This is a genomic window from Pseudoalteromonas denitrificans DSM 6059, assembly GCF_900112265.1.
GTDB classification, from domain to species: Bacteria; Pseudomonadota; Gammaproteobacteria; order Enterobacterales; family Alteromonadaceae; genus Pseudoalteromonas; species Pseudoalteromonas denitrificans.
In genome coordinates, this window is the sequence record NZ_FOLO01000013.1 from 31,305 (window position 1) to 52,751 (window position 21,447).

The following is a 21,447-nucleotide window of genomic DNA, read 5'->3' on the forward strand; positions in this document are numbered from 1 at the left end:
AATTAATATACATAACACAAACCCATAACGGGTCTGTGTTATTTCAAATACTTAATATTGCCAGTTAAGATTTAAGCCTGAAAAACTATCATACGCCTTAATACCTATGTGCCAAACACCTGCTTTCGGGGCAGTTTGAGTGCAACTTTCACTATTGCCACCTTTAAAAGGTCGACAAATATAGCTACTGCTGGTGGGTTTACTACCTTGTTGTAAATATAAGTCAGCATCACCCGTTCCATCAGCGATACCTACAGTGAGCTTTGAAATACCTTCTGGAACAGTTATTTCATAATAAAGCCAGTTATTAGTTGTTGCCGATAAATTTAATTCTGATCCATTGTTTCCATCGGGGATTGAAGTATCAAAAGAGGCACTTAAGGTTACACCACTGAAACTGCTATAGGCATTTAACTGAATGTAAAAATCACCGCTTAAATCAGTCGTAAAGTTACAAGTTTCATTGTTGCCATTTTTAAAGGGGCGACAATCATAAAGCTTGGTTGTAGGTTCAGCACCTTTTCTTACGTATAGATCTACATCTCCACTACCGCCAGAGGTTGTTATTGTGACGGATGATGCATTAGTAGGTACACTAAATTTATAATTTGTTAGGCTATTTTTCACGCCTGCAATATTATTGATAGGTACATTATTTTCAATCATTGGCGTTTGTGCTACATCAGTATTAAAACCCATTTCAATTGCAAAACTCATGGCTAATTTTGCAAAGTTGAGAGCATGTTCAGCACTTGCGTCGAGTTTATCAGATGTATCATTTTGAGTATGAATATGCGGATTATATGAATTCATTTTAGACTCAAAGGGCATAGATGCTGGGTACCCTTTATTGTGCCAAGATGCATGATCTGAACAACCGTAACCACATGTACTATATGCATAGTTTACAGTTGGTTGGTAAGTATCTAATAATTGTGTTAAGTAGGTGTTTAAACCGGAATCGGTATAATCATCCATAAAAACAATATCTTCAGGACCGCCTATATAGCCTGTCATATCGAGTTGCATCACAGCTAAAACCTGATCGCTATTATTGGCTGATAAAGAAGCTATTTCTCCACTTCCTCTTAAGCCAACTTCTTCAGCTGCATAACCCATAAATTTGATGGTGCGTTTAGGCTGTTGACCTGTGGCTAAAAAGACTCTGATCACTTCAGATAAAGTCGCAATGCCAGATGCATTATCATCTGCTCCTGGTGCGATGCTTGTTTCACCTGAAGAAGCACCATTTATAGAATCTAAATGCCCGCCTATAACAATAAACTCATCGGGTTTTTCACTCCCCGTTAAGGTTAAGATAACCGAGTTTTGTTTCCACGCACTGTGATTAAAAGCTGTTACATTTGCCCAATTAACATTGTTTGCATATCCCTTCCATGTTGCTTCAATGCTATTTGCTGCATTTTCACCATGAGTTGTTTGATAGTACCTATTGGTGAAACTTGATAAGTCTGTGATTGTATTTTTAATGTTAGTTGCATTTAATTGACTGATAGCATTATTTACTTTTGCATTTTGATTTATTACAGGAGGAATAAAGCTTGCTAAAGTAACAGGTAATAAACTTGCAGCTATCGCATCTTGCTCTGAGTTATGAACAGTAAAACCGCCACAGCGTTTATGCTCATCATGCATCATTTTACTGAGTTTAAGCACATTTTTTTCATCTAACCTCGCAATTATTTTTGTCGTTGCAGATGTATTGCTAGTTTGTTTTTTTATGTGTGCATTCGCTTTTTTTAATGTTACCACAGCATCAGAATCTGTGGTGATCCAAAGATCTTTTGCTGTACTTGAGTAAGCGGTGATACTCAGTGCTAAATATAAAGGTAGTGTTTTTAAATAAGGTTTCATCTTTTATTCCATATATTTACAAAATGACACATTCACTTTGTTCCTCAAACAAAGACTAGTATAGTTGTTATAAACTTGTTAATTATTTTTCTAAAAATCGCAATGATATTTTTTTAAATTCGTTTTGTTGGAATATATTTCTACAGTTTTGTACATTTACATACAGTTTTAGACAAAATCAATACAGTATTCTGACAACATGTTTTGCTTTTATCGTTTACATTATTTGTAAATTCACCCATGGATGAAACTCATGAAAATACAATTTAAACTTACACCCATAGCTTTATGTGTTATTGGTAGTTTGCAATATGCGAGTGCTGTTGAAATTGAGCAATCAAAAAAAATAGAACGTATCGAAGTGCAGACAAAACGCAGTAGTGTATTAACACATATTACTGAAAACGCAGAAAAATTAATCAGCATGCCAGGTGCTATGGGCGATCCATTACAGGCTGTTTTTGCATTACCTGGAGTTGTTGCTGCGGGTGGTGCTATGAGCGAACCCGCAGTAAGAGGTTCATCCCCAAGTGATAACTTATTTGAAGTTGACTTTATGCCTGCGGGCTATATTTTTCATGACTTCGGTTCATCTATTTTTAACAAATATGTAATTCAAGACTTTCAATTATTTTCAGCAGGATATGGTACAAGTTATAGCAATGCAACGGGTGCCGTATTTGATGTTTCTTTAAGAAACCCTAAATATCAAAAACTTAAAACAACGCTCGATTTTACGATGTTTAATGCGGGTATTTTTACAGAAGGACAATTAACAGAAAATACAGCATTTTATTTTTCAGCAAGAAAGAGCACTTTGCCATTATTTTTTGATGAAGGCGAAGAGATTGAAGATGATGATGGGGAGTTAACGGGCGTTACCATAAATAAAGCACCTGATGATCACGATTATCAAGGAAAGTTAATATGGGATATTAATCATAACAATATGTTTACTTTCTCATTTACAGGGGCCCAAGACAGTGCAAAAGCAAACTTTAATCAAAGATCTGAATTAGCTTTAAAGAACCCAGAATATCAAGGCGATGCAACTTTTAAGCGAGGCTTTAATAGTCAAAGTATTTTATGGGATCATTATGGTGATGGTGTTCATGTTAAATTAGGGGTCGGTGCACTTTCACATACAGAGTTATTTGAATATGGTCGTATAGCGACTGGTGGAGATGGTTTTTTTGAAGATGAAACTCAGAAACAAATTACCTATAAAGCAAGAGTTAACTATCAAGTAAATAGTGATCATAACATTCTATTTGATGCGGCTTATCATGATAAAAAACTTGAATATAGTTACGACATGTTTCAATACACTTGTACAGATATAGACCCTGATTGTACCTTAAACAAAGGTGGGCGCATTACAGACAAAAGAACACAAGATGTTGATGATCAATTTGTAGGCCTTGCGCATATTTGGCAAATAACAGATAAAATTCAAAGTGACTTAGGTGTTCAATGGCAACACAATAATTATTCAAAAGAAACATTTATACAACCAAGGGTGGCATTAAACTACTTTATCACAGACCAAAGTACGGTTAGTTTAAAATATGGAGAATATAATCGATTACAAGATATAGATACAATATTGCCCGTTTTGGGTAACCCAAATTTAAAGTCGCAAACATCTCAGCATAGTACATTAGGATTTCAACAAGAATTAGAAGATGAGTGGAGTTGGTCAATCGAGGGGTATTATAAAACCATGTCAGATTTACCTCTGGCATTAACTGATAATTATGCTGATTCAGATAAATTGTATAGTAACGATGTTGAAGGGCGGGCATATGGATTTGACTTACTCGTTAATAAAAATAAAACGGACAAGTGGTATGGTTGGGTATCGTTGAGCTATGCAAAAAGTGAGCGAACAGATTTAAGACGCAATATAACGCGAGATTATTATACAGATACGCCTTTGGTGATGAATGTTGTTTTTAATTATCAAATAAATGAGCGATGGAACGGGGGCTTTAATTTTACAGCGCGAAGCGGGCAAGCTTATACTCCTATAACAGGTGTTGTTGAAAACCCAGATCATGACGGTAAATTCTTACCACAATATGGCGAACCATTTTCAGAGCGATTTGATGTTGCTCATAGACTTGATATTCGATTTGAACGAAAAACTGACTTTTTTGATTTAGATGCTATGTTAATTTTTGAAGTCATGAATGTATATGGGCAGGATAATGTGAGTTACATCGATTTAGATTATCAGAAAGTAAAATCAACAAATGACTTAATTTTAGAAGAAGAAACCGATGATTTTGAAATGCGCCCCTCAATTGGTTTTAGTGTGAATTTCTAATTTACTTTAAAAACTTGTTTACATTATTTTTATAATTATAAAAGCCAGTTATTTTTCATTCAATGATAATAAATGGCTTTTATTTATTTCAGATGCATATTTCCATAATTGCTCCATATTGTTTTTCTAAAATAGAACATATTAAGGGATTAGCTATTTGACTATGAATGAGACAAGATTATTTAAAACAGACACAGTTATTACTTGAAAGTGGAATATTAGATGCATCGCATAACAAAGGTTGTGCTAAACCTGTGACGAGTGTGAGTAATGCACGTTTTATTCTTATGTTATTGGTTTTCATTCTTTTGATTGTAGCAACTTTTCATCAACTGGTTGTTTTAGCTGGGCCTATTAATAAAAATGATATTATTCAGTTGGACAACTCCCATAAATTAGCTGCAACGAAACAGCTCAAACTTACGAATAAATCTTCATTAGTTTATAGTGAAATTGGCGAAAATGAGATACATACTTATATTAAAGTATCACCTTTTCACTTAATGGAATATTTGTTAAATAAAGGTCTGGCTACCCAAAACATTTGTCCAAGTGTTGAAGAACTTAATGTATCAAAAATACCCGTTAATCAATGGGTTATTCACTTATATTCAAAGTCAAAATCAAAAAATGTTCGGATAAATTGTATTAAAGTATAAATACATATATTCAAGTTACTTTAAGATGTGAGTTTTAGTTAGAGGTAAAAATGGTGTAGGCGCAAATTGTACATGTCACACATGATCTAAATACCTCTTTCATCGAGGAAAGTGATTTATAGTCAGAATAGCTGTGTTTCCTAGTCAAAATCAACAATGAGGTATAAACCAATTTAAACCTACTAATTAGGCCTTTTGGTGAAACTTTCTCACTGTGTCCAACTTATCAAAAGGCAGTTGTCGCTTCTGAAAAGTAGTGTTTTGAGGTAGTTTGAGTATACAGTTTATTACAAATATAAAACGGACACTTACAATTTTAATTATTAAGCTCTGTGTATCAAAAGGGTCAGGGAAGTTAGTGTGCGTTTATATAAATCTAAAAAGGCAGTTGTGAGTACGATAAGCATGTTAATGATATTAACAGCATGTGGAAGTAATAAAGGTACTAAAATTAAAGACGAATTACCTCAAGCTAAACCTGCTACAGGTATGGCAGGTGATGGTAATTTAAAATCTATTGTGAATTATATTAGAGTTGAAGCAGGGTTACCTGCATTGGCTGCTGTGATGGTGCATGATGGAGAAGTAATAGAGTTGGCTGCTGATGGTTTACGTTCTATAGAAGATAATCAGAATGTAACAACTGAAGATAAATGGCATTTAGGGTCATTAACCAAGTCAATGACATCAACTTTGGCCGCAAGATTAGTGAGAAAAGGTGAAATTCAATGGAGTACAACTATTTCAGATGTTTACCCTGAAATGATTGGTATGATGAAACCTGAATATGAAGCGGTGCGTTTAGATGAATTGTTATCGCATACCTCTGGGATGAGAAGAAGTATTTCCAATATCGATAAATATGAATATATTTCAAGTGATATCAATACTCAACGTCAAAAAATGGTTGAAGATGCATTGAGTTTATCTCCAAAAATGACAAAAGGACAATATCTTTATAGTAACTTAGGTTATATGGTTGCAGGTGCGATGCTTGAAAAAGTCATGGGGAATACGTGGGAAACTTTGATAACGGATAATGTTTTTATTCCCCTTAATATGAAAGATAGTCATTTTGGCGCCCCAGATAAACAAGGTACTGTGATGCAACCGGTAGGGCATGTTGCAAAAGGTGGTGGTTGGGAAGCTGTTAAAGTGTCAGCAAGTAATATTGCAGATAATCCTGTTGTATTGGGTCCAGCAGGCACTGTGCATGCAAGTCTAACCGATATGGGTCATTATTTAATTGCACATTTAGCGGGGGCAAAAAATAGGCATGTACCTGACTTTTTAACGGCTCAAGAGTTTAAAAAATTACATACCCCCATGGAAAACTCTCATTATGCTTTAGGTTGGGGAGTAGGCGAAAATTTTCTGACACATAATGGTAGTAATACCATGTGGTTGGCAACAATTGAAATTTCAGCAGATAAAAACACAGCTATTTTTGTTGTTACAAATGCAGCAGATCTTGATAAAAATGATAGTACCGCAGCCCGTGCTAGCAAAAAGCTATTACACGAGTTGATGGCAAGATCAGATGCCGCTTTTAATCATTAACGCAAACTTAGGGTAATTAACTGAGATAAAAAGAGCCACATTACATATTGTGGCTCATATGTACTTTAACTCGCTAAACTTTGTTTGGCCGTGATGTAACTGACTAAATCTTCAATAGAGAGTACAGGCATATCATGTTTATTTGCAAAATGAGTTACTTGTGGCAATCTTGCCATAGAGCCATCAAGGTTATTTAATTCACAAATAACGCCAAAAGGCGTCAACCCAGCAAGTTCCATTAAATCAACAGAAGCTTCAGTATGTCCTCTTCGTACTAACACACCACCGCTATTCGCTTTTAATGGAAAAACATGACCAGGTCTTGATAAGTCTTCTGCTTTGGCATTAATGTGAGTGGCGGCTTTAATTGTTGTAACACGATCTTCAGCAGAAACACCTGTGGTGACACCTGATTTAGCCTCTATCGTGACGGTATAAGCCGTTTTGTTTTGGCTGGTATTATCTTGTACCATTTGTGGAAGTTTGAGCTGCTTAGTTCGCTCTTCTGTCAAGCATAAACAAACAATACCGCTGCCTTCTCGGATCATCATTGCCATTTGCTGTGTTGTTAAGTGTTGCGCTGAAAAAACGAAATCGCCTTCGTTTTCTCTATTCTCATCATCAACAACAAGTACACCTTTTCCTAAACGTAGTGCTGCTAATGCCTTTTCTACACGAGCATGCGGCTCGCCAAATTGAGTTAATAAAGACTGACTCATGGTAAATTCCTTAAAAATTTATGATTACCAGGATCAGGGAAGCAGAGGTCGTGAATTTATTGTTCACTAAAAGAAAGGACAGCTTAAATAAGTGACCTTTTTTATTCTCTCTCATCCGGACTATGACCGTCGGCTCTGGAGTTTAACCAGATCTGCTGACCCTAATATTTTAAATAAATTGATTAGGCGCTCGCGGGCTTATTCAAGTTGAATTTACCGCCGGTGGGGAATTTCACCCCGCCCTGAGAATGTGCTATATATTAGCGACTGCATTTTAGCGCGCCGATACTGGAAATCAAAACATAAATGATGAATAATGCGATTTTCTGATTTATATGCCAAAAGAAGTCAAAGATATATGATGCAATATAAAATTATTCCAGTTACAGCGTTTCAACAAAATTGTACTTTATTTTGGTGTGATGAAACGAGAGAAGCGGTAGTTGTAGACCCAGGTGGAGATATAGATCTTATATTGGCGCAAGTGAATGATTTGGGCATAACATTAACTAAAATATTATTAACACACGCACATTTAGATCATGCTGGTGCATCGGCTGAGCTTGTAGAAAAGTTATCAATTACAATTGAAGGACCGCATAAGGAAGATCAGTTTTGGATAGATTTATTTCCTGAACAAATTGCACAATTTGGTTTTAAACCTGTTAATCGTTTTGAACCTGACCGTTGGTTAGATCAAGGAGATAAAGTCACCTTTGGTAATATTACTTTAGATGTTTATTTTTGCCCAGGTCATACGCCGGGTCATGTTATTTTCTATCATAAAGACAGTCAACTAGCTCAAGTTGGAGATGTATTGTTTGATGGTTCAATTGGACGTACTGATTTTCCGAAGGGTTGCCAAACTACGCTAATAAACTCAATTAAAGAGAACTTATGGCCACTAGGAAATGATGTACAGTTTATACCTGGACATGGTCCTATGAGTACTTTTGGAGACCAAAGACGTTCTAATCCTTATGTACGTGATTGACAGTGATATAAAATTGATAAAGAACAAGCTCAATAGATAATATTATCTATTGAGCTTCAATCATATTATCCTGCAAGTTCACATGTATCTATCATTTCATTTTCTAATACATCAGGGTTATGTTTTTGGTTTGTTAATTTAATGCCTGCGAAAGCTAAAATTATTGCAAGGAAAATAAAACCTATCTGTAAACCAATAACCGTATTAATACCTTGTTGCCATAAATTTATAATTTCGTTTGCAAACATAATCCAGTCTATTACAACTAAAGATAATAAGAGCAAAGCGGTTGATGTCAGTAAATAACCTAAAAATACTTTCTTATTTCGGCTTAAAGGGAGCAGACAAGCAACTAAAGCTAAGGTGATTATAAAGCTATAAACCATATAATCTGGCCTGGTTGTTAGATTAACAGGAAGTAAACGCTCAGTCATAAATGATACAGCAGTTGCCAATACGATGCCGCCAGTACTCCAAAGCGTGAAATTATTAACAAATTTTAATGTTTTAGGAGAGTGATTTCGTTGTCGACTTCGTTGCTCTATCCATAATAAATTACCTGTTATGATTAAGCCGCAAACTCCTAAACCAAGTAAAAAATAAAGAATGCGTAAATCAAATCCTGCAAAATCACCAAAATGAAGTTGTGATATAACATATAGGCCTTGTACTAAGGTATTTGGATTCTGTGCATCTTTGGTGAATAAAGTATGCTGGTCTTTTACTGTGATTGCAGTTTCAAATTTTTGAGCAAACGCTTGTTCTATTTTTCCTATGGTATGTACGACCGCACTTTCATCACCATAATTATAAACCCGGATCATTCTTGGCAGAGTGCCATATTCGTTTGTTATTTTTTGCAAAATTTGGTCTAAATCGGGTTTATTCCAAGTTTTATCAACCCATTGAGGCTCAATTGCTTGATAACCTGCATCATCTAGTAATGCTTGTTGATCACCTTTGTATAACACTAAAGCAAAGGCAATTTGATATATAATGACTAAATTAAATATTAAACCACTGATGGCATACATAATTGTAAAAGGTAAACTCATCACACCTACAACATTATGCATATCTAATAGTTGGCTGCGCTTATTGTGCTTACTACGATATTTAAAAAAGTTAATAAATAGTTTTCGAGCATGAATGAAAATGCCTGAAACAAGTGCAAAAAAGAAAAATAATGTCACAAAACCGATAATATACTTACCTGCCGGGATATTTAAATCTATATGTAAATCATAAATAAAATCAGCTAGAAAAAAATCATCAATACTTGCTACAATTTCGCCACTAACAGGGTCAATTAATAAGGCATCATGGTCTTCTTCTCCAGGTTGATGTTGAATATCAACATACGCTTTATAATACGGTATATGCTTACTGGGTTTTATTAGTGTCAAGTGTTCTTTTGGGTCAAAATCCCTGTCTTTTATTGCAATTTTTAAAATTTCACTGACAGGTAAAAACGCTCCTTTTGTGGGTTCAAAATGAGGTTGCATTGACCACTGCGTAATTTCAGCTCTAAAAAGTGAAATTGAACCTGCAAAAAATACAATGAAAAGTAAACCTGAAATAATTAAACCAAGCCAACTGTGGGCATCAGTTATTCGTTTTAAAAAAGTTTTATTCATTGTTTAACCCAATACAAAAATAGCGTTGATGCCAATAGAAACTAATAATACGGAACCACATCGTTTCCATGCTTGCAAACCACCTTCACTGACATAACACCACACCATCATAGTGATCCATAAAGGAAAGGCACACAGTAAACCTATGAATAAGCGGGTATCTACGGCTGTAGGCAAAATATAATTAAGGTTTAGCATTATGGAGATTGAAACAAGGCAACCGCCAAAAATTGCAGCTGTACTTTTAGGCCACATTAAACACCTCCTAGTTGAGCTAATGTTATAGATATTAATAGGCCTGAAAGCGCAAAAGGGTAAAGAGTCATTTTTAAATGACCGTGAGCTAATACTATCAAAGTCCAAAAAGCCATAACTGCTGTTAATACGACTAATGCTGCTGATATTGCGGCGTATTGTTCAGATAAAAAATACCAACTAGATAACATTAAAATAATGCAAACTGGCCAAGCTATTTTTTTTGATACGCGTTTTTCGATTAGTTTTTGATTTGGGCTTGATATAAATACAAGCAAAGATCCTACCCATAATAAAGCTGAATAAATAAACATTAAAATACAAGTGATTGTTATTTGTATTTGTATTTGTAATTATATCGATAATATACTGAATTAAAAGTTATTATTTGTTTCTTTCATCACTAAAGTGTAAATTTTTCATAAAAATTCATTAAAAAATAAAGCTTTAGCACTAGTAATTAAATGGTATTTATTGCTATTATCGCCGCGAATTTTAATGAGAGTGATTCTCATTGCTTAAAGTAGGGTTTAACGGGAACTTAAAATGCAAACTAACTACCTTGTTCAGGCTATTCGCACTGGATTATTATTATCTGGCACTTTTATTATTTCTGCTCAGGCACAAGATGATTTAAAAGAGATTGAAAAAATCATTGTGACAGGTCAAAAAATTGATAGAAGTTTACAAGAAACGGCCGCAAGTGTTGCTGTTTTCACTCAAAAATCATTAGAACAGCAAAACATAACTGATCTAGGTGATGTATTAGCCCAAGCACCTAATGTGAACTTTGATGGGTATACATTTAGTATTCGCGGCATTGATGCTTTTAATGTTTCAGGGGGGGGCACAAGTTATTTGGCGAGTGTATATGTAGATGGTGCTGCTTTACCATACAGGATGATCCAATCTGGCGGTTTTTCTACTTGGGATGTTAATCAAGTTGAAATATTACGCGGACCACAGTCTACATTACAAGGTCGAAATGCATTAGCGGGTGCGGTTGTAGTGAGTACTCAAGACCCCAGTTATGAACCTGATATGAAAATTAGAGTTGGCACTGGTAATTACGGCTTAAAAGAAGCTGCAATCGCATTTGGCAGTGAGTTAATTGATAATCAGGTGGCGTTTCGCTTTAGTGCTGAAAAGAATGAGTCTGATGGTTTTGTTAAAAATATAACAAGAAATGCACCTTCAGATTATAGCGATGATCAAACATATCGTTTAAAGGTGAGAATTGAACCTGAAGCAATTCCCGATTTATCTATGATGTTAAGTTACACTTTTAATGAACAAGAAGATGGATTATCAGGAAGTTCACCTTCATTTGGTAATAAAAAATACTCCATTCTTGATACTAAGACATTTGATGTCACGCAAAATGATTTGTATAACTTTAAAGCTGATTATGATGTTAATGATATTTGGTCTCTCACTTCAATTACAAATTATGTGATCAGTGATTATGATTATCAATGGGATGGTGATAATGGCTTTGGTGAAGAAAAATCAGTATTAACAGATAACAGAACTGATACCACATTTAGTCAAGAGTTTAGGGCTACTTTTGAATATGAGCAAATAACTGGCTTGATAGGTTTGTACCATTCAAGCTTAAAAGTTGATGATTTATCGGGTGGTAAACGTAATATTACATTAGCACGATTAGGTGTACCAAGATTACTTGTTTTACCTAGGGAAAATGGGGGTTTTGGATTGCCACAAAATTATGCAGACCAAATATTGTCTTTGTATGCGGATGTAAATCCTGTACAGCTAAGTACCTATGGTAAAGTTGATCAAAAAATAACGAGCAATGCTATTTTTGCAGATGTTACTTATAAAATTAATGCACAATGGGATATTCTAGCGGGTATACGTTGGGATAGTGAAAAACAAGAAAATTCAGCTGATCGTAAGGTCACTGTAGAAAATGGTCATTTATTACCAGATCCAACAAATCTTAACTTTGACCCTACAACGGCCCAAGTTGTATCTATACTCAATGCTCAGTTATATAAACAAGCAGATGATGCATCTGGTATTGAACCTTTAGTTGATACCAGCTTTGATGCGGTGTTACCAAAATTAGGTGTGAGTTATCATATTAGTGATGATATGACCACAAGCTTTATTTTTCAAAAAGGCTATCGTTCAGGTGGTGTAGGTACAAATATTGCTCAAGCTACCACCCATACTTTTGATTCAGAATATACCAGTAACTACGAGTTGTCGTTTCGTTCAATTTGGTTGGATGGGTCTTTAACTGCCAATGCAAACATGTTTTATATTGATTGGAAAGACCAACAGGTCAATGTGCAGTTAGGTGTTAGTCAGTATGACAAAGATACAAGGAATGTTGGTAGTTCAGTTGTTAAAGGCTTTGAAGCAGAATTACGATATCAAGTTAATAATAACTTAACTTTTTCTGCAGGTTTAGGTCAATCTAAAACAGAGTTCAAAGATTTTCCACTAGATAAAATTGGTGAAGTGAGCCCTAACTTATCGGGGTTTAGTTTTAGAGACTCACCTGAATGGACTGCGAACCTAAGTGCAACATATGTGGGTGATAATGGTTTTTTTGCTAATATAAATGCAAATTATGTTGATGAGTCTCGTGCTTTATCAAACCCTTTTGCACAAGGAAAAGTAGCTGGTGATACAGATTTTGATCCTATGGATCAAGCTGTCACTTTAGTGAATACGCGAATAGGCTATGAGTGGGATACTGTGGGTTTATACTTAACAGTGACTAACTTATTGGATAAAGAATATTTGTCTGATATTGATACCGGATATGATGTTGAAACGTATGGTGCACCAAGGCAAGCTGCGCTTAAATTTCAAGTTGATTTCTAAAAAATAATTCTAATTAAGTAGGTCTGCTTTAGTGGCAGATCTCTTTTTCATTTACTTAATAAGTGAAATAATCTTGCCATATTTATAAAGAATGATTGATACTTGATAGTTTAAAATCTATCACTGAGTGAAAAAAACTTAAACATTAATGATATAAAACGAGAGATGATTTCTAAAAATTCTTATTTAGAAATAAAGTTTGATAAGATTTAAAATGGCTGGAATACCAGGATTTGAACCTGGGAATGCCGAGATCAAAACCCGGTGCCTTACCGCTTGGCGATATTCCAACAAATTTAAAATTTACATCAACTAAAATGGTGCGGAAAGAGAGACTTGAACTCTCACATCTTGCGATACTGGAACCTAAATCCAGCGCGTCTACCAATTCCGCCACTTCCGCATTTTAAGTATCTTAGTCTATTACATAGAAAAGTAAATGGTGGCTACGACGGGATTTGAACCTGTGACCCCATCATTATGAGTGATGTGCTCTAACCAGCTGAGCTACGTAGCCATTACTTAATCATCTACATGATGCGGAGCGCATTATGCTGATACATACGTGAATCGTCAACCTTTTTTTTAGAAGTATGAGTTTTTAATTGATATCGTAATTATAGAATATTAGGATATGTACCATTAATGGAATTAAGTTAGGTAAATTATGAGCAGTAAGGCCAGTCATTCACAAGGTGTATTGTTATTTAAATTAAATGCAACTCAGTTATTTGCAATGGGTACACTCAAAGTTAAAGAGCTTGTGCGTTACTCTAAAATGAGTAAATTACCTAACTCACATCCAACGGTGATAGGTACGGCAACAATTAGAAGTCGCTCTATTCCTATTATTGATATGGCTAAAGCTGTGGGCTATAGAGCAATATCTGAAGAGGAATTAAAAGATAGCTATATTATTATTACAGATTGCCAACGCAAGGAAGTCGGGTTTTTAGTCCGTGGCATTGATAAAATAATTAACTGTAATTGGAAAGATATTAAGCCACCTCCAAGCAATGTCGGTAGAGATGCTTTTTTAACTGGTGTAACACAATTTAATAATAAAATAGTACAGCTATTGGATGTGGAATTATTACTTTCAAATGTTTACCCAGATGATGCAGTTCATTCATATCCAAGTTTAACTGACATACAAAGGGAAATGGTCAAACCATTAAATATTTTATTAGTTGATGACTCTCGTGTTGCCAGAAAACAATTATCTGATGCATTAAATGGTTTAAATATCCCGTATAAAGTTGCAACCAATGGTCAAGAAGCACTTGATGTGATGAAGCAAAGTGCAACAGCAGATGAACAAGTACATTTACTTGTTAGCGATATTGAAATGCCAGGTTTAGATGGGTATGAGCTTGCATTTGAAGTGAAAAATACCCCACATCTTGCAAGTGCATACATTATTTTACATACATCATTATCCAGTGAAATTAGTGTGAGTCAGGCGCATCAAGTGGGCGCAAACGAAGCTTTAACAAAATTTGATGCGACTGAACTGATTGAAGCTATTTTGCGTGGTGCACAACACCATTATGAATTAGAGTCACAAATGGCATAACTGAAGTTAATGCAATAAATTTGCTTTTAATGAGCGAGTTTTAAAAAATAAATCACTGTTTTTTCATAATAAGATTTAAGACTGATGGTAAATTTACCTGTAAAAGCCTAAAATTAAAATCAAATATTGAAACCTCATTATATTCATATGTTACTTATTCGAATTTTATCATTTTTTTCTATTTTGGCTTGTTTTATAAGCTTTCAAAGTAATTCAGCTCCAGTAAGTGAAGGCATGTGTATCTTGTTAAAACAACAGGTGCAGCAATTTAGTCATGCAACTAAAAGTAGGCAATATCGTAATGCTAAACGAGCATATGAAAGAGGGTGTTATAAAACTAAAACGGTAGAAACAAAAACAACTCAAATTAAACCTAATGTTGCACCTAAAACAACATTACAACAAAAAATTGAACCTGTGCTGATTGAGCCAATTAGTTCTTCTGAAGCTGAAGTTTTACCTAACGAGGTGGAAGTACTTCCAATAGATAATAATGCAGAACAAACCGGTACTAAAGAAGTGGAGGCAATCCCTGTTGAGGTAGTACCCATTGATGATAAAAAATTAAATGAACAAAAATCAGTCGCGGCTGCTAATGCTAATAAGGCGCAAGTTAATCAAAAAGCGATAAATCTAACTCCAAATAAGTCAAATGACTTGTTAGATGTTTATCTTTTACCGAGTTTACTTTTATTGGGAGTATGTATCTTAGCTGCTTTTGTTATTTTCTATATCAAACCAAGAAAAGATAAATTAAAAGAAAATATTAAACAATTAAAATCAAAAGCTGAAAAAGTAAAGTCTTCAATACCTAAAAAAAGTGATATCACTAAAAATGGTCCACTAAGATTCGGTCCATTAATTTCCAGTAAAAAGCCGGTTATAAAAAAACGGAAAAAAGATGAGTTAGATAGAGAAATATATAAATCTTTTAAGCATTTGGTATTGCGACTGGAAAATAAACAATTAGAAAAAGTTGAACGTATCACAGTTTCCCAATATGGTATTTTTGTTATCGAAAGCCAACGTTTTTCTGGTGATATTTTTGGCGGTCTAAATTCTGCTAAATGGACAAGTAAAACACAAGACAACTTAGTTGAATTTGATAATCCAATTCAGCTAGTGAAACAAAAAAGTACGGCTTTAAGTAAATTTTTAGATTCTAAAGAAAATTTTCAGTTAATTGTCTTATTTGATGACTCGGCCGTTTTTAAAGCGCCAATGCCTGCAGCTGTTATGCACAGGAAAAAACTTAATGCATATATAAAAAGTTTTAAAGAGTTGATTTACAGTGATGAACAATGTGAAGCATTTAATTTGGCAATAAATGAAAAAGTGAATTCAGACTGGGCAAAAGGGCAAAAACAGGATGAGCCTCATAAGGCTCCAGCTCTTGATAAAGTGAAAAATGAGACGAAAAAAGTACAAGAAAATATCTCTAGAATTGATAATTCACCTCAACCTCAACCTCAACCTCAACCTCAAGAAAAGCCAATCATAAATAAAGAGGAAGAGGCTCAAGAAGGGTCAAATGAAAAACATTTATCTTTAGAGGAGACTTTAAATAGCCTTTCTAAAAATGAGGCTCATTTACCCAACGTTCATCCTGAAGAACAAGAGTTACCTCAAAATAAATCGCCTGAAGAAGCTCCTTTCAGTGGTGAAGAGGAGTCCTTTTCTGAGCTACCATCACACGATGATTTTTTATCTAGTTTAGAAATGCCAGAACAAATTAAAGATGATACTGCTGTTAAAGAGAGTCAAAAACAACAACTTGATGAAGAATTTGATGAAAAAGAGATGTTGGCTGAATTAGAAAAAGCAAAAAAAGAAATGTCCGCTTATTTAAATGATGATATAGGGCAAGTTTCAAAAGAAGCTGTAACCATCAATGAGACAGGTGTAGAAAAAACGACTGTAACTGACAATCTAATAGATATTAACAATGAAGACATAAAGCAATCGGACGAGACTTCATCTGATTATTTAGAAAAAGAGCTTGAGGATAATGTTAAAACAGATGCTGTTGAGGTGAATACACATGTTGATGGCAGTGAAGTTGATATTGTTAATGAAGACATAAAACAAACGGGCGAGACTTCATCTGATTATTTAGAAAAAGAACTTGAGGCTAATGTTGAAGTAGATGCTGTTGAGGTGAATACATGTGTTGATGGCAGTGAAGTTGAGATTGTTAATGAAGACATAAAGCAAGCGGATGAGGTTTTGTCTGCTTATTTAGAGAAAGAGCTTGAGGTTAATATTGAAACTGATGCTGTTGAGGTGAATACACGTGTTGATGGCAGTGAAGTTGAGATTGTTAATGAAGACATAAAGCAAGCGGATGAGGCATTGTCTGCTTACTTGGAAAAAGAGCTTGAGGTTAATATTGAAACTGATGAAACTATTGAGGTAACGAATATTGGTATTGATACAGCTAATGGGGATATAAAACAAGCAGATGAGGCTTTGTCAGCTTACTTGGAAAAGGAGCTTGAAGGTAACATTGAGATAGATACAGTCGAAACTGTTAATATTGATAATGTAGACATTAGCTCTGATAAGCTATTAAAAGGGAATGAAGAGACTCAAGAAAATATAAAACCAGAAAAAGCTGGAAGTGATGATGTATTCTCAAATCTTTCTCTAGATCCTACATGGGATCCTAGTTCTTCTGAAACACCTATCAATCCAACACTCAAAAAAGAAAATAATTTAATAAAAGATAAAAAAGAACAAAACGATAGCATTTTCTCTAATATGCAACTTGATCCTACATGGGATCCTAAAACACAAAGTAGCTCTGATAAATCAAAAGGTAAACCGGAATAAAAGCTATTTTTTGATTACCCTTTGTTATTAATATTGGGTAATTGTTTCAGCTGGCCATTTTTATTTAAATGATAAGTCGCAAAATCTTCGGCTAAGAATAGGTTTCCACAATAAAATTTTTTGGCTTCATCATGAATGAGTTTAATTGAATTTTTACCATACTGAGTATATCTAGCGCTAAAATGCGTTAATACTAAATTAGGAAGTTGTAAATTATTAGCGAATAGGGCGATGTCTTTTGCACTTGTATGCATAGGAGCTTTACCAACTTTATCGGAAACTTCTTGTGTGTAAGTTGCTTCATGGACTAACACATCAAGTGTTTTTGAAGCTTGGGTTAATAGGTTAGGCTGGCAATTGTCTCCTGAAATGATAATTTTTCTGGGTCGAATATTGTCAATCCAATAGTCTTTACCTATTAAAGCTCTTGTCTTATCTAAAATTATATTTTCCCCTTTGCATAACCTTCCCCAAAGAGGTCCTTGAGGTATATTGTCTTGTTTTAGTTTTTCAATATTAAGCTTATGGTCTAAATTAATTTCCGTGAAATACCAAGCATGACTTGGAACGCGATGGCGTAATTCAACAGCTTCAACCTTAAAACCCGCTATTTCAATATCGTTATCAAGTTCTTCAGTAGCAATAAATTCAATAGAGTAAGGAATATAACAATCCGTTGTTTTTAAAACGACTGTTATGAATTCTTCTATTGGTTTCGGGGCTATTATTTTAATTGGTTTTGTTCTACCACTCATGCCAGCTGTTGCAAGAATGCCCGGTAATCCATAACAGTGGTCGCCATGAATATGGGTAATAAAAATAGCTTCGAGTGTTGCTAAAGTATAAGGGGTATGTAGTAATTGCTGTTGAGTTCCTTCTCCACAGTCAACTAGGCACCAGCCTTTTTCTTTTTCTAAAGAAATGGCTAAACTGGTAACATTACGTTGTTTTGTGGGCAAACCTGCTGAAGTACCTAAAAATGTAAATTTCACAATATTTAAGCGTTAAGCCACCTCTTTATCAAAGCAGGTTTGTAAAAATTCAAAAGATTGTTTTTTTAAAGGAGATATTAAATGCTCTGTTAATAGAGTGCTTTTTATGAGTTTAACAGTTTGTTCTTTTATCGTTTCATCATGGATATTTTGAGCTCTTTGGAAGATAAACTCGTTTATCTGTTTGTCTTTAATAATATCACTGCATTTTAATTTTATATCATGTATATAAACTTCATTGTATATTTTAGACTCGCAACTTAATTTGTTTAGATATTTTTTTACAGAAATAAATTCAGAATCATCAAGGGCATCATCAATTTTGGTAAATAAAACAACCAAATCTATTAAGGCTTCTTGTTGTACTTGCTCTACACATACACCTGTATCTAAGTAATTTAATAGGTTTTCAAATTTCATTTTAATTCCTTATTATTGTTGTACCCATAGTGTATACCATAAAACGCAATTTAGCTTTAATACCTATTTATGTTAAATAGTATGAATATTTAACTATATATTAGGCATAAATACTGATAAAAAGCGAAAGCTTAGTATAAATTTAATTCAACTTGATTAATCAATCTTAGCCACTTATTCTTTGTAAACCCTTCAATTACTTATGTATTGAAAAGACCCCGAGGTGTTGTTGTTTATGGTACAAAATATAGTCAAAGAATCTGTTTATAGTAAAACAATTAAAAATTTAATTGGCTCTATTTTTTCGATGACCTCCTTTCAAGATTCCATTTATGAAGTTGCTACTGAATACTTTAAATATGCACAAGAAAATGAAATTAAAAAAAATGCGATTGAACAGCAAATCATTTCAGATAAACAGGCATTAGAAAAAGACCCTAAATCAAGTACTCTTAATCACAACATTAAAATTTCCCAAAAAATATTAAAAGAATTTAATTTAAAACAAGAAGAAGAAAAACAAAGCCGATTAGAAAAAATAAAAACAATTTGCCATGATATTTTAAATTTGTGCAAGGGAAAAGACGAGAGCGATCAAAACAATAAATTTGCACGTATTCTTGGTACTATTCAGTTAATGACTCCAACAAACACTAAAGCAGCAATTAACCAAAATAAAAAAAGCAAACATTTATATCGTGCTGTTCTGAGTTTATTATTGTTTGAGCAATTAATGAAAGATGAACAAATCACTAATCCTTATATTCAGGAAATAAAAAATAGAGCGTTAGACGAGGATGATGATGAAGTTTATCAAAATGAGGTGCAGATCCCCGTTCTTATGTCAGCCCTATTACTTGATGTTGGGAGTCACCATCCTGATGCTTTAGAGATATTAAAAGGAAAAGATGGGAAATTAAATGAATTTAGAACATTGACTAATGAAGAGCGTTTATCGTTATTAAAAATTAGTTATCATCAAACAATTAATTATTTAACCCATGGCATCGGGTCTGCCAAATATATTGGCAATAGCAAAGAACAAAGAGATGTTTTTAATAAAAATGAAAAAGAAAAAATGTCTTTTATTTTAAATTTATTTAAACGTTCAGTCGACCCTAAGCAAGGGATAGGCAATATAATTAAAATACCTCAAATATACGTTTCTGTTGTATTAAGTACGCGCAGTAATTTTGTATATCAATCTTTGCCGAAGGTATTTTTACTCTTGCATAAAGGAGCTGAAAAAGGCAGTCATAGTCAAGTTGTGGTCAACAGTTTACAAAAAATATTAGGCATATACCCACCAGGATTTGGTATTACGTATATTCCAAAAAACGCCGATGGTATAGATTTAGACCGGTTTGAATATGCAATTGTTTCAGGTATTTATCCAAAAAATCATCACGAACCTATAGTAAGAATTGCAACTAAAAATCTAACTTTTACATCGTCAGGGCATGATATTACTGTGCAACCAGATAATAATTTATTTTATGCTAATTGTCGTAAAAAATTAGAAAAAGTCAGTAGTGAAAGGTTAAACGAAATATTACAAAAACTCTGGTCTAATTTTGAAAACAGAACCAATGAAGCTCAGTTTGTACCTAACTGCTGGGAACCTCATGAGTACTTCTCATATATTAAATATCAAAATTTGTGGAATAAAAATAGGTGAATGTGAAATTAAAAAAATTCAAAATAGCGAGTATTAACTTATTTAACTATCTATCTCCTCCATCTGCATATTATGATTTTGAGAATATTTATAGCCAAGCGCAATGGCAAAAAAAACAGCTTTGGTTTCGTTCTTTTTTGTCTGAACATCAACCTGATATTGTTGGTTTTCAAGAAGTGTTTAGTTCAAAAGAATTAAGTGTTTTATGTAAAAAACAAGGCTTAGATTATTTTGCTGTAGTTGATAAGCCGGAAATAATGAGTGACTTTATTTATAAAAGTCAGGTAGTTGCAATTGCTGCACGTTATCCTATATTAGCAGTTGAAAAGGTTTTGCCATCTGAAGAATTGGTTAATCACTTAGGGCTAAATGAATTTAACTTTAGTCGGCAAGTACTGAGAGCAACAATTGATTTACCATCTCTTGGTTTATGTGATTTTTATGTCGTGCATTTTAAATCCAAACGTGCCAATTTAAATGTATCTGATGAAAACCTTCCTGGTCTATCAACAAGCGCTTCAATTTTTGCGAAACAATTTCTAGGGCGTTGGAGTGCAGATTTTCAAAGGGGTAATGAGGCCGCTTTATTATTTCACGCTATGCTGCAAAGGCGTGAAAAAACCAATCAAGCAATGATTTTATTAGGTGACTTTAACGATAATTTACACTCAGGGGTATTGGATGCGCTCAATATGCAACGAAAAAAAATCCATAGTGTAGATATAAAAATGAGTGAATTATCACAACTGCCAGATCATGCAATAAATAACTCACTTAAATATTACCAATTAAATGATGCTCATAATTTATTTATAAAAACGCGTGATTTTAAGACTATGAATCACTTGAGGAAATCAACACATTATTATGGAACACAAGGCTCTGTGCTTGACTATATCTTATTATCAAATGAGTTTGATACTGAGTGCGGAGCAAGCTTAGCGGAAGTCACCTCTTATGAAACATTTGATAGTCATTTAATAAATCCTGAGTATGATATTGATAGCGATTCGACAGATCATGCTCCGGTTATGGCAACAATTACAATAAGAAGTTAAAGAG

Annotated in this window: 16 protein-coding genes, 3 tRNA genes and 1 riboswitch; of the genes, 9 read left to right on the forward strand and 10 right to left on the reverse strand. The window is 34.0% G+C overall.

Annotated elements, in window-relative coordinates:
• Positions 1–51: 51 nt before the first annotated feature.
• Positions 52–1,875 (reverse strand): M20/M25/M40 family metallo-hydrolase, encoded by a 1,824-nt coding sequence (locus BM088_RS10325; protein WP_091983410.1) that lies wholly within the window; start codon positions 1,873–1,875, stop codon positions 52–54.
• Positions 1,876–2,128: 253 nt separating this feature from the next.
• Between BM088_RS10325 and BM088_RS10330 the strand changes: the two genes are divergently transcribed.
• The 3 genes from BM088_RS10330 to BM088_RS10340 all read left to right on the forward strand — a co-directional run bounded on the left by BM088_RS10330 (position 2,129) and on the right by BM088_RS10340 (position 6,423).
• Positions 2,129–4,204, forward strand: a complete 2,076-nt coding sequence (locus BM088_RS10330) for a TonB-dependent receptor plug domain-containing protein (protein WP_091983411.1) — start codon at positions 2,129–2,131, stop codon at positions 4,202–4,204.
• A 167-nt stretch (positions 4,205–4,371) separates the two neighbouring features.
• Positions 4,372–4,863, forward strand: coding sequence for a hypothetical protein (locus BM088_RS10335; protein ID WP_091983413.1), 492 nt, complete (start codon positions 4,372–4,374; stop codon positions 4,861–4,863).
• A 360-nt stretch (positions 4,864–5,223) separates the two neighbouring features.
• Positions 5,224–6,423 carry a serine hydrolase domain-containing protein gene (locus BM088_RS10340; protein WP_245763798.1) on the forward strand — a complete coding sequence of 400 codons (1,200 nt, stop codon included), beginning with the start codon at positions 5,224–5,226 and terminating at the stop codon, positions 6,421–6,423.
• Between the two features lie 65 nt (positions 6,424–6,488).
• Here the strand turns inward: BM088_RS10340 and ribB are convergent, their stop codons facing one another.
• Positions 6,489–7,142, reverse strand: coding sequence for a 3,4-dihydroxy-2-butanone-4-phosphate synthase (gene ribB / locus BM088_RS10345; protein ID WP_091983414.1), 654 nt, complete (start codon positions 7,140–7,142; stop codon positions 6,489–6,491).
• A gap of 99 nt (positions 7,143–7,241) precedes the next feature.
• A riboswitch (FMN riboswitch) is annotated at positions 7,242–7,396 on the reverse strand.
• Positions 7,397–7,458: 62 nt separating this feature from the next.
• On the opposite strand from ribB, the gene BM088_RS10350 reads away from it, so the two are divergent.
• Complete coding sequence (locus BM088_RS10350; RefSeq protein ID WP_342742235.1) at positions 7,459–8,136, forward strand: MBL fold metallo-hydrolase; 678 nt, start codon at positions 7,459–7,461, stop codon at positions 8,134–8,136.
• Between the two features lie 65 nt (positions 8,137–8,201).
• On the opposite strand, the gene BM088_RS10355 is transcribed toward BM088_RS10350, so the two are convergent.
• From BM088_RS10355 to BM088_RS10365, 3 genes are read right to left on the reverse strand one after another with little or no spacing between them, the layout of a single operon-like run.
• Entirely contained in the window at positions 8,202–9,773 is a 1,572-nt protein-coding gene (locus BM088_RS10355; protein WP_091983416.1) for a PepSY-associated TM helix domain-containing protein, read from the reverse strand.
• A 3-nt stretch (positions 9,774–9,776) separates the two neighbouring features.
• Positions 9,777–10,028 (reverse strand): hypothetical protein, encoded by a 252-nt coding sequence (locus tag BM088_RS10360; RefSeq protein ID WP_091983417.1) that lies wholly within the window; start codon positions 10,026–10,028, stop codon positions 9,777–9,779.
• Positions 10,028–10,342, reverse strand: coding sequence for a hypothetical protein (locus BM088_RS10365; protein WP_091983419.1), 315 nt, complete (start codon positions 10,340–10,342; stop codon positions 10,028–10,030). The genes BM088_RS10360 and BM088_RS10365 overlap by 1 nt, the downstream gene beginning before the upstream one ends.
• A 232-nt stretch (positions 10,343–10,574) precedes the next feature.
• On the opposite strand from BM088_RS10365, the gene BM088_RS10370 reads away from it, so the two are divergent.
• Entirely contained in the window at positions 10,575–12,887 is a 2,313-nt protein-coding gene (locus tag BM088_RS10370) for a TonB-dependent receptor (protein WP_091983420.1), read from the forward strand.
• Positions 12,888–13,102: 215 nt separating this feature from the next.
• Here BM088_RS10370 and BM088_RS10375 read toward each other — a convergent pair.
• The 3 genes from BM088_RS10375 to BM088_RS10385 form a co-directional block, all read right to left on the reverse strand.
• Positions 13,103–13,177 (reverse strand) — tRNA-Gln (locus BM088_RS10375).
• A 28-nt stretch (positions 13,178–13,205) separates the two neighbouring features.
• A tRNA-Leu gene (locus BM088_RS10380) sits at positions 13,206–13,290 on the reverse strand.
• 37 nt (positions 13,291–13,327) lie between these two features.
• A tRNA-Met gene (locus BM088_RS10385) sits at positions 13,328–13,404 on the reverse strand.
• A 150-nt stretch (positions 13,405–13,554) separates the two neighbouring features.
• Between BM088_RS10385 and BM088_RS10390 the strand changes: the two genes are divergently transcribed.
• Together BM088_RS10390 and BM088_RS10395 are read left to right on the forward strand one after the other, a co-directional pair.
• Positions 13,555–14,463, forward strand: a complete 909-nt coding sequence (locus BM088_RS10390; protein ID WP_091983422.1) for a chemotaxis protein — start codon at positions 13,555–13,557, stop codon at positions 14,461–14,463.
• 243 nt (positions 14,464–14,706) lie between these two features.
• Entirely contained in the window at positions 14,707–17,295 is a 2,589-nt protein-coding gene (locus BM088_RS10395) for an NERD domain-containing protein (RefSeq protein WP_177208012.1), read from the forward strand.
• A 14-nt stretch (positions 17,296–17,309) separates the two neighbouring features.
• On the opposite strand, the gene BM088_RS10400 is transcribed toward BM088_RS10395, so the two are convergent.
• Both BM088_RS10400 and BM088_RS10405 read right to left on the reverse strand, forming a co-directional pair.
• Positions 17,310–18,287 carry a ribonuclease Z gene (locus BM088_RS10400; RefSeq protein WP_091983425.1) on the reverse strand — a complete coding sequence of 326 codons (978 nt, stop codon included), beginning with the start codon at positions 18,285–18,287 and terminating at the stop codon, positions 17,310–17,312.
• Between the two features lie 12 nt (positions 18,288–18,299).
• Positions 18,300–18,707, reverse strand: coding sequence for a hypothetical protein (locus BM088_RS10405; RefSeq protein WP_091983426.1), 408 nt, complete (start codon positions 18,705–18,707; stop codon positions 18,300–18,302).
• 235 nt (positions 18,708–18,942) lie between these two features.
• On the opposite strand from BM088_RS10405, the gene BM088_RS10410 reads away from it, so the two are divergent.
• Both BM088_RS10410 and BM088_RS10415 read left to right on the forward strand, forming a co-directional pair.
• Positions 18,943–20,385 (forward strand): hypothetical protein, encoded by a 1,443-nt coding sequence (locus BM088_RS10410; protein WP_091983428.1) that lies wholly within the window; start codon positions 18,943–18,945, stop codon positions 20,383–20,385.
• Between the two features lie 2 nt (positions 20,386–20,387).
• On the forward strand, positions 20,388–21,443 hold the full coding sequence (locus tag BM088_RS10415) for an endonuclease/exonuclease/phosphatase family protein (RefSeq protein ID WP_245763799.1): 1,056 nt from the start codon (positions 20,388–20,390) through the stop codon (positions 21,441–21,443).
• The last annotated feature ends 4 nt before the right edge of the window (positions 21,444–21,447 follow it).

What these genes read in the sequence shown, in the direction of transcription:
- BM088_RS10325 (WP_091983410.1), bottom strand. Translation starts at nt 1,875, where the DNA reads ATGAAACCTTATTTAAAAACACTACCTTTATATTTAGCACTGAGTATC.
- BM088_RS10330 (WP_091983411.1), top strand. Translation starts at nt 2,129, where the DNA reads ATGAAAATACAATTTAAACTTACACCCATAGCTTTATGTGTTATTGGT.
- BM088_RS10335 (WP_091983413.1), top strand. Translation starts at nt 4,372, where the DNA reads ATGAGACAAGATTATTTAAAACAGACACAGTTATTACTTGAAAGTGGA.
- ribB (WP_091983414.1), bottom strand. Translation starts at nt 7,142, where the DNA reads ATGAGTCAGTCTTTATTAACTCAATTTGGCGAGCCGCATGCTCGTGTA.
- BM088_RS10350 (WP_342742235.1), top strand. Translation starts at nt 7,459, where the DNA reads ATGCGATTTTCTGATTTATATGCCAAAAGAAGTCAAAGATATATGATG.
- BM088_RS10355 (WP_091983416.1), bottom strand. Translation starts at nt 9,773, where the DNA reads ATGAATAAAACTTTTTTAAAACGAATAACTGATGCCCACAGTTGGCTT.
- BM088_RS10360 (WP_091983417.1), bottom strand. Translation starts at nt 10,028, where the DNA reads ATGTGGCCTAAAAGTACAGCTGCAATTTTTGGCGGTTGCCTTGTTTCA.
- BM088_RS10365 (WP_091983419.1), bottom strand. Translation starts at nt 10,342, where the DNA reads ATGTTTATTTATTCAGCTTTATTATGGGTAGGATCTTTGCTTGTATTT.
- BM088_RS10370 (WP_091983420.1), top strand. Translation starts at nt 10,575, where the DNA reads ATGCAAACTAACTACCTTGTTCAGGCTATTCGCACTGGATTATTATTA.
- BM088_RS10390 (WP_091983422.1), top strand. Translation starts at nt 13,555, where the DNA reads ATGAGCAGTAAGGCCAGTCATTCACAAGGTGTATTGTTATTTAAATTA.
- BM088_RS10405 (WP_091983426.1), bottom strand. Translation starts at nt 18,707, where the DNA reads ATGAAATTTGAAAACCTATTAAATTACTTAGATACAGGTGTATGTGTA.
- BM088_RS10410 (WP_091983428.1), top strand. Translation starts at nt 18,943, where the DNA reads ATGGTACAAAATATAGTCAAAGAATCTGTTTATAGTAAAACAATTAAA.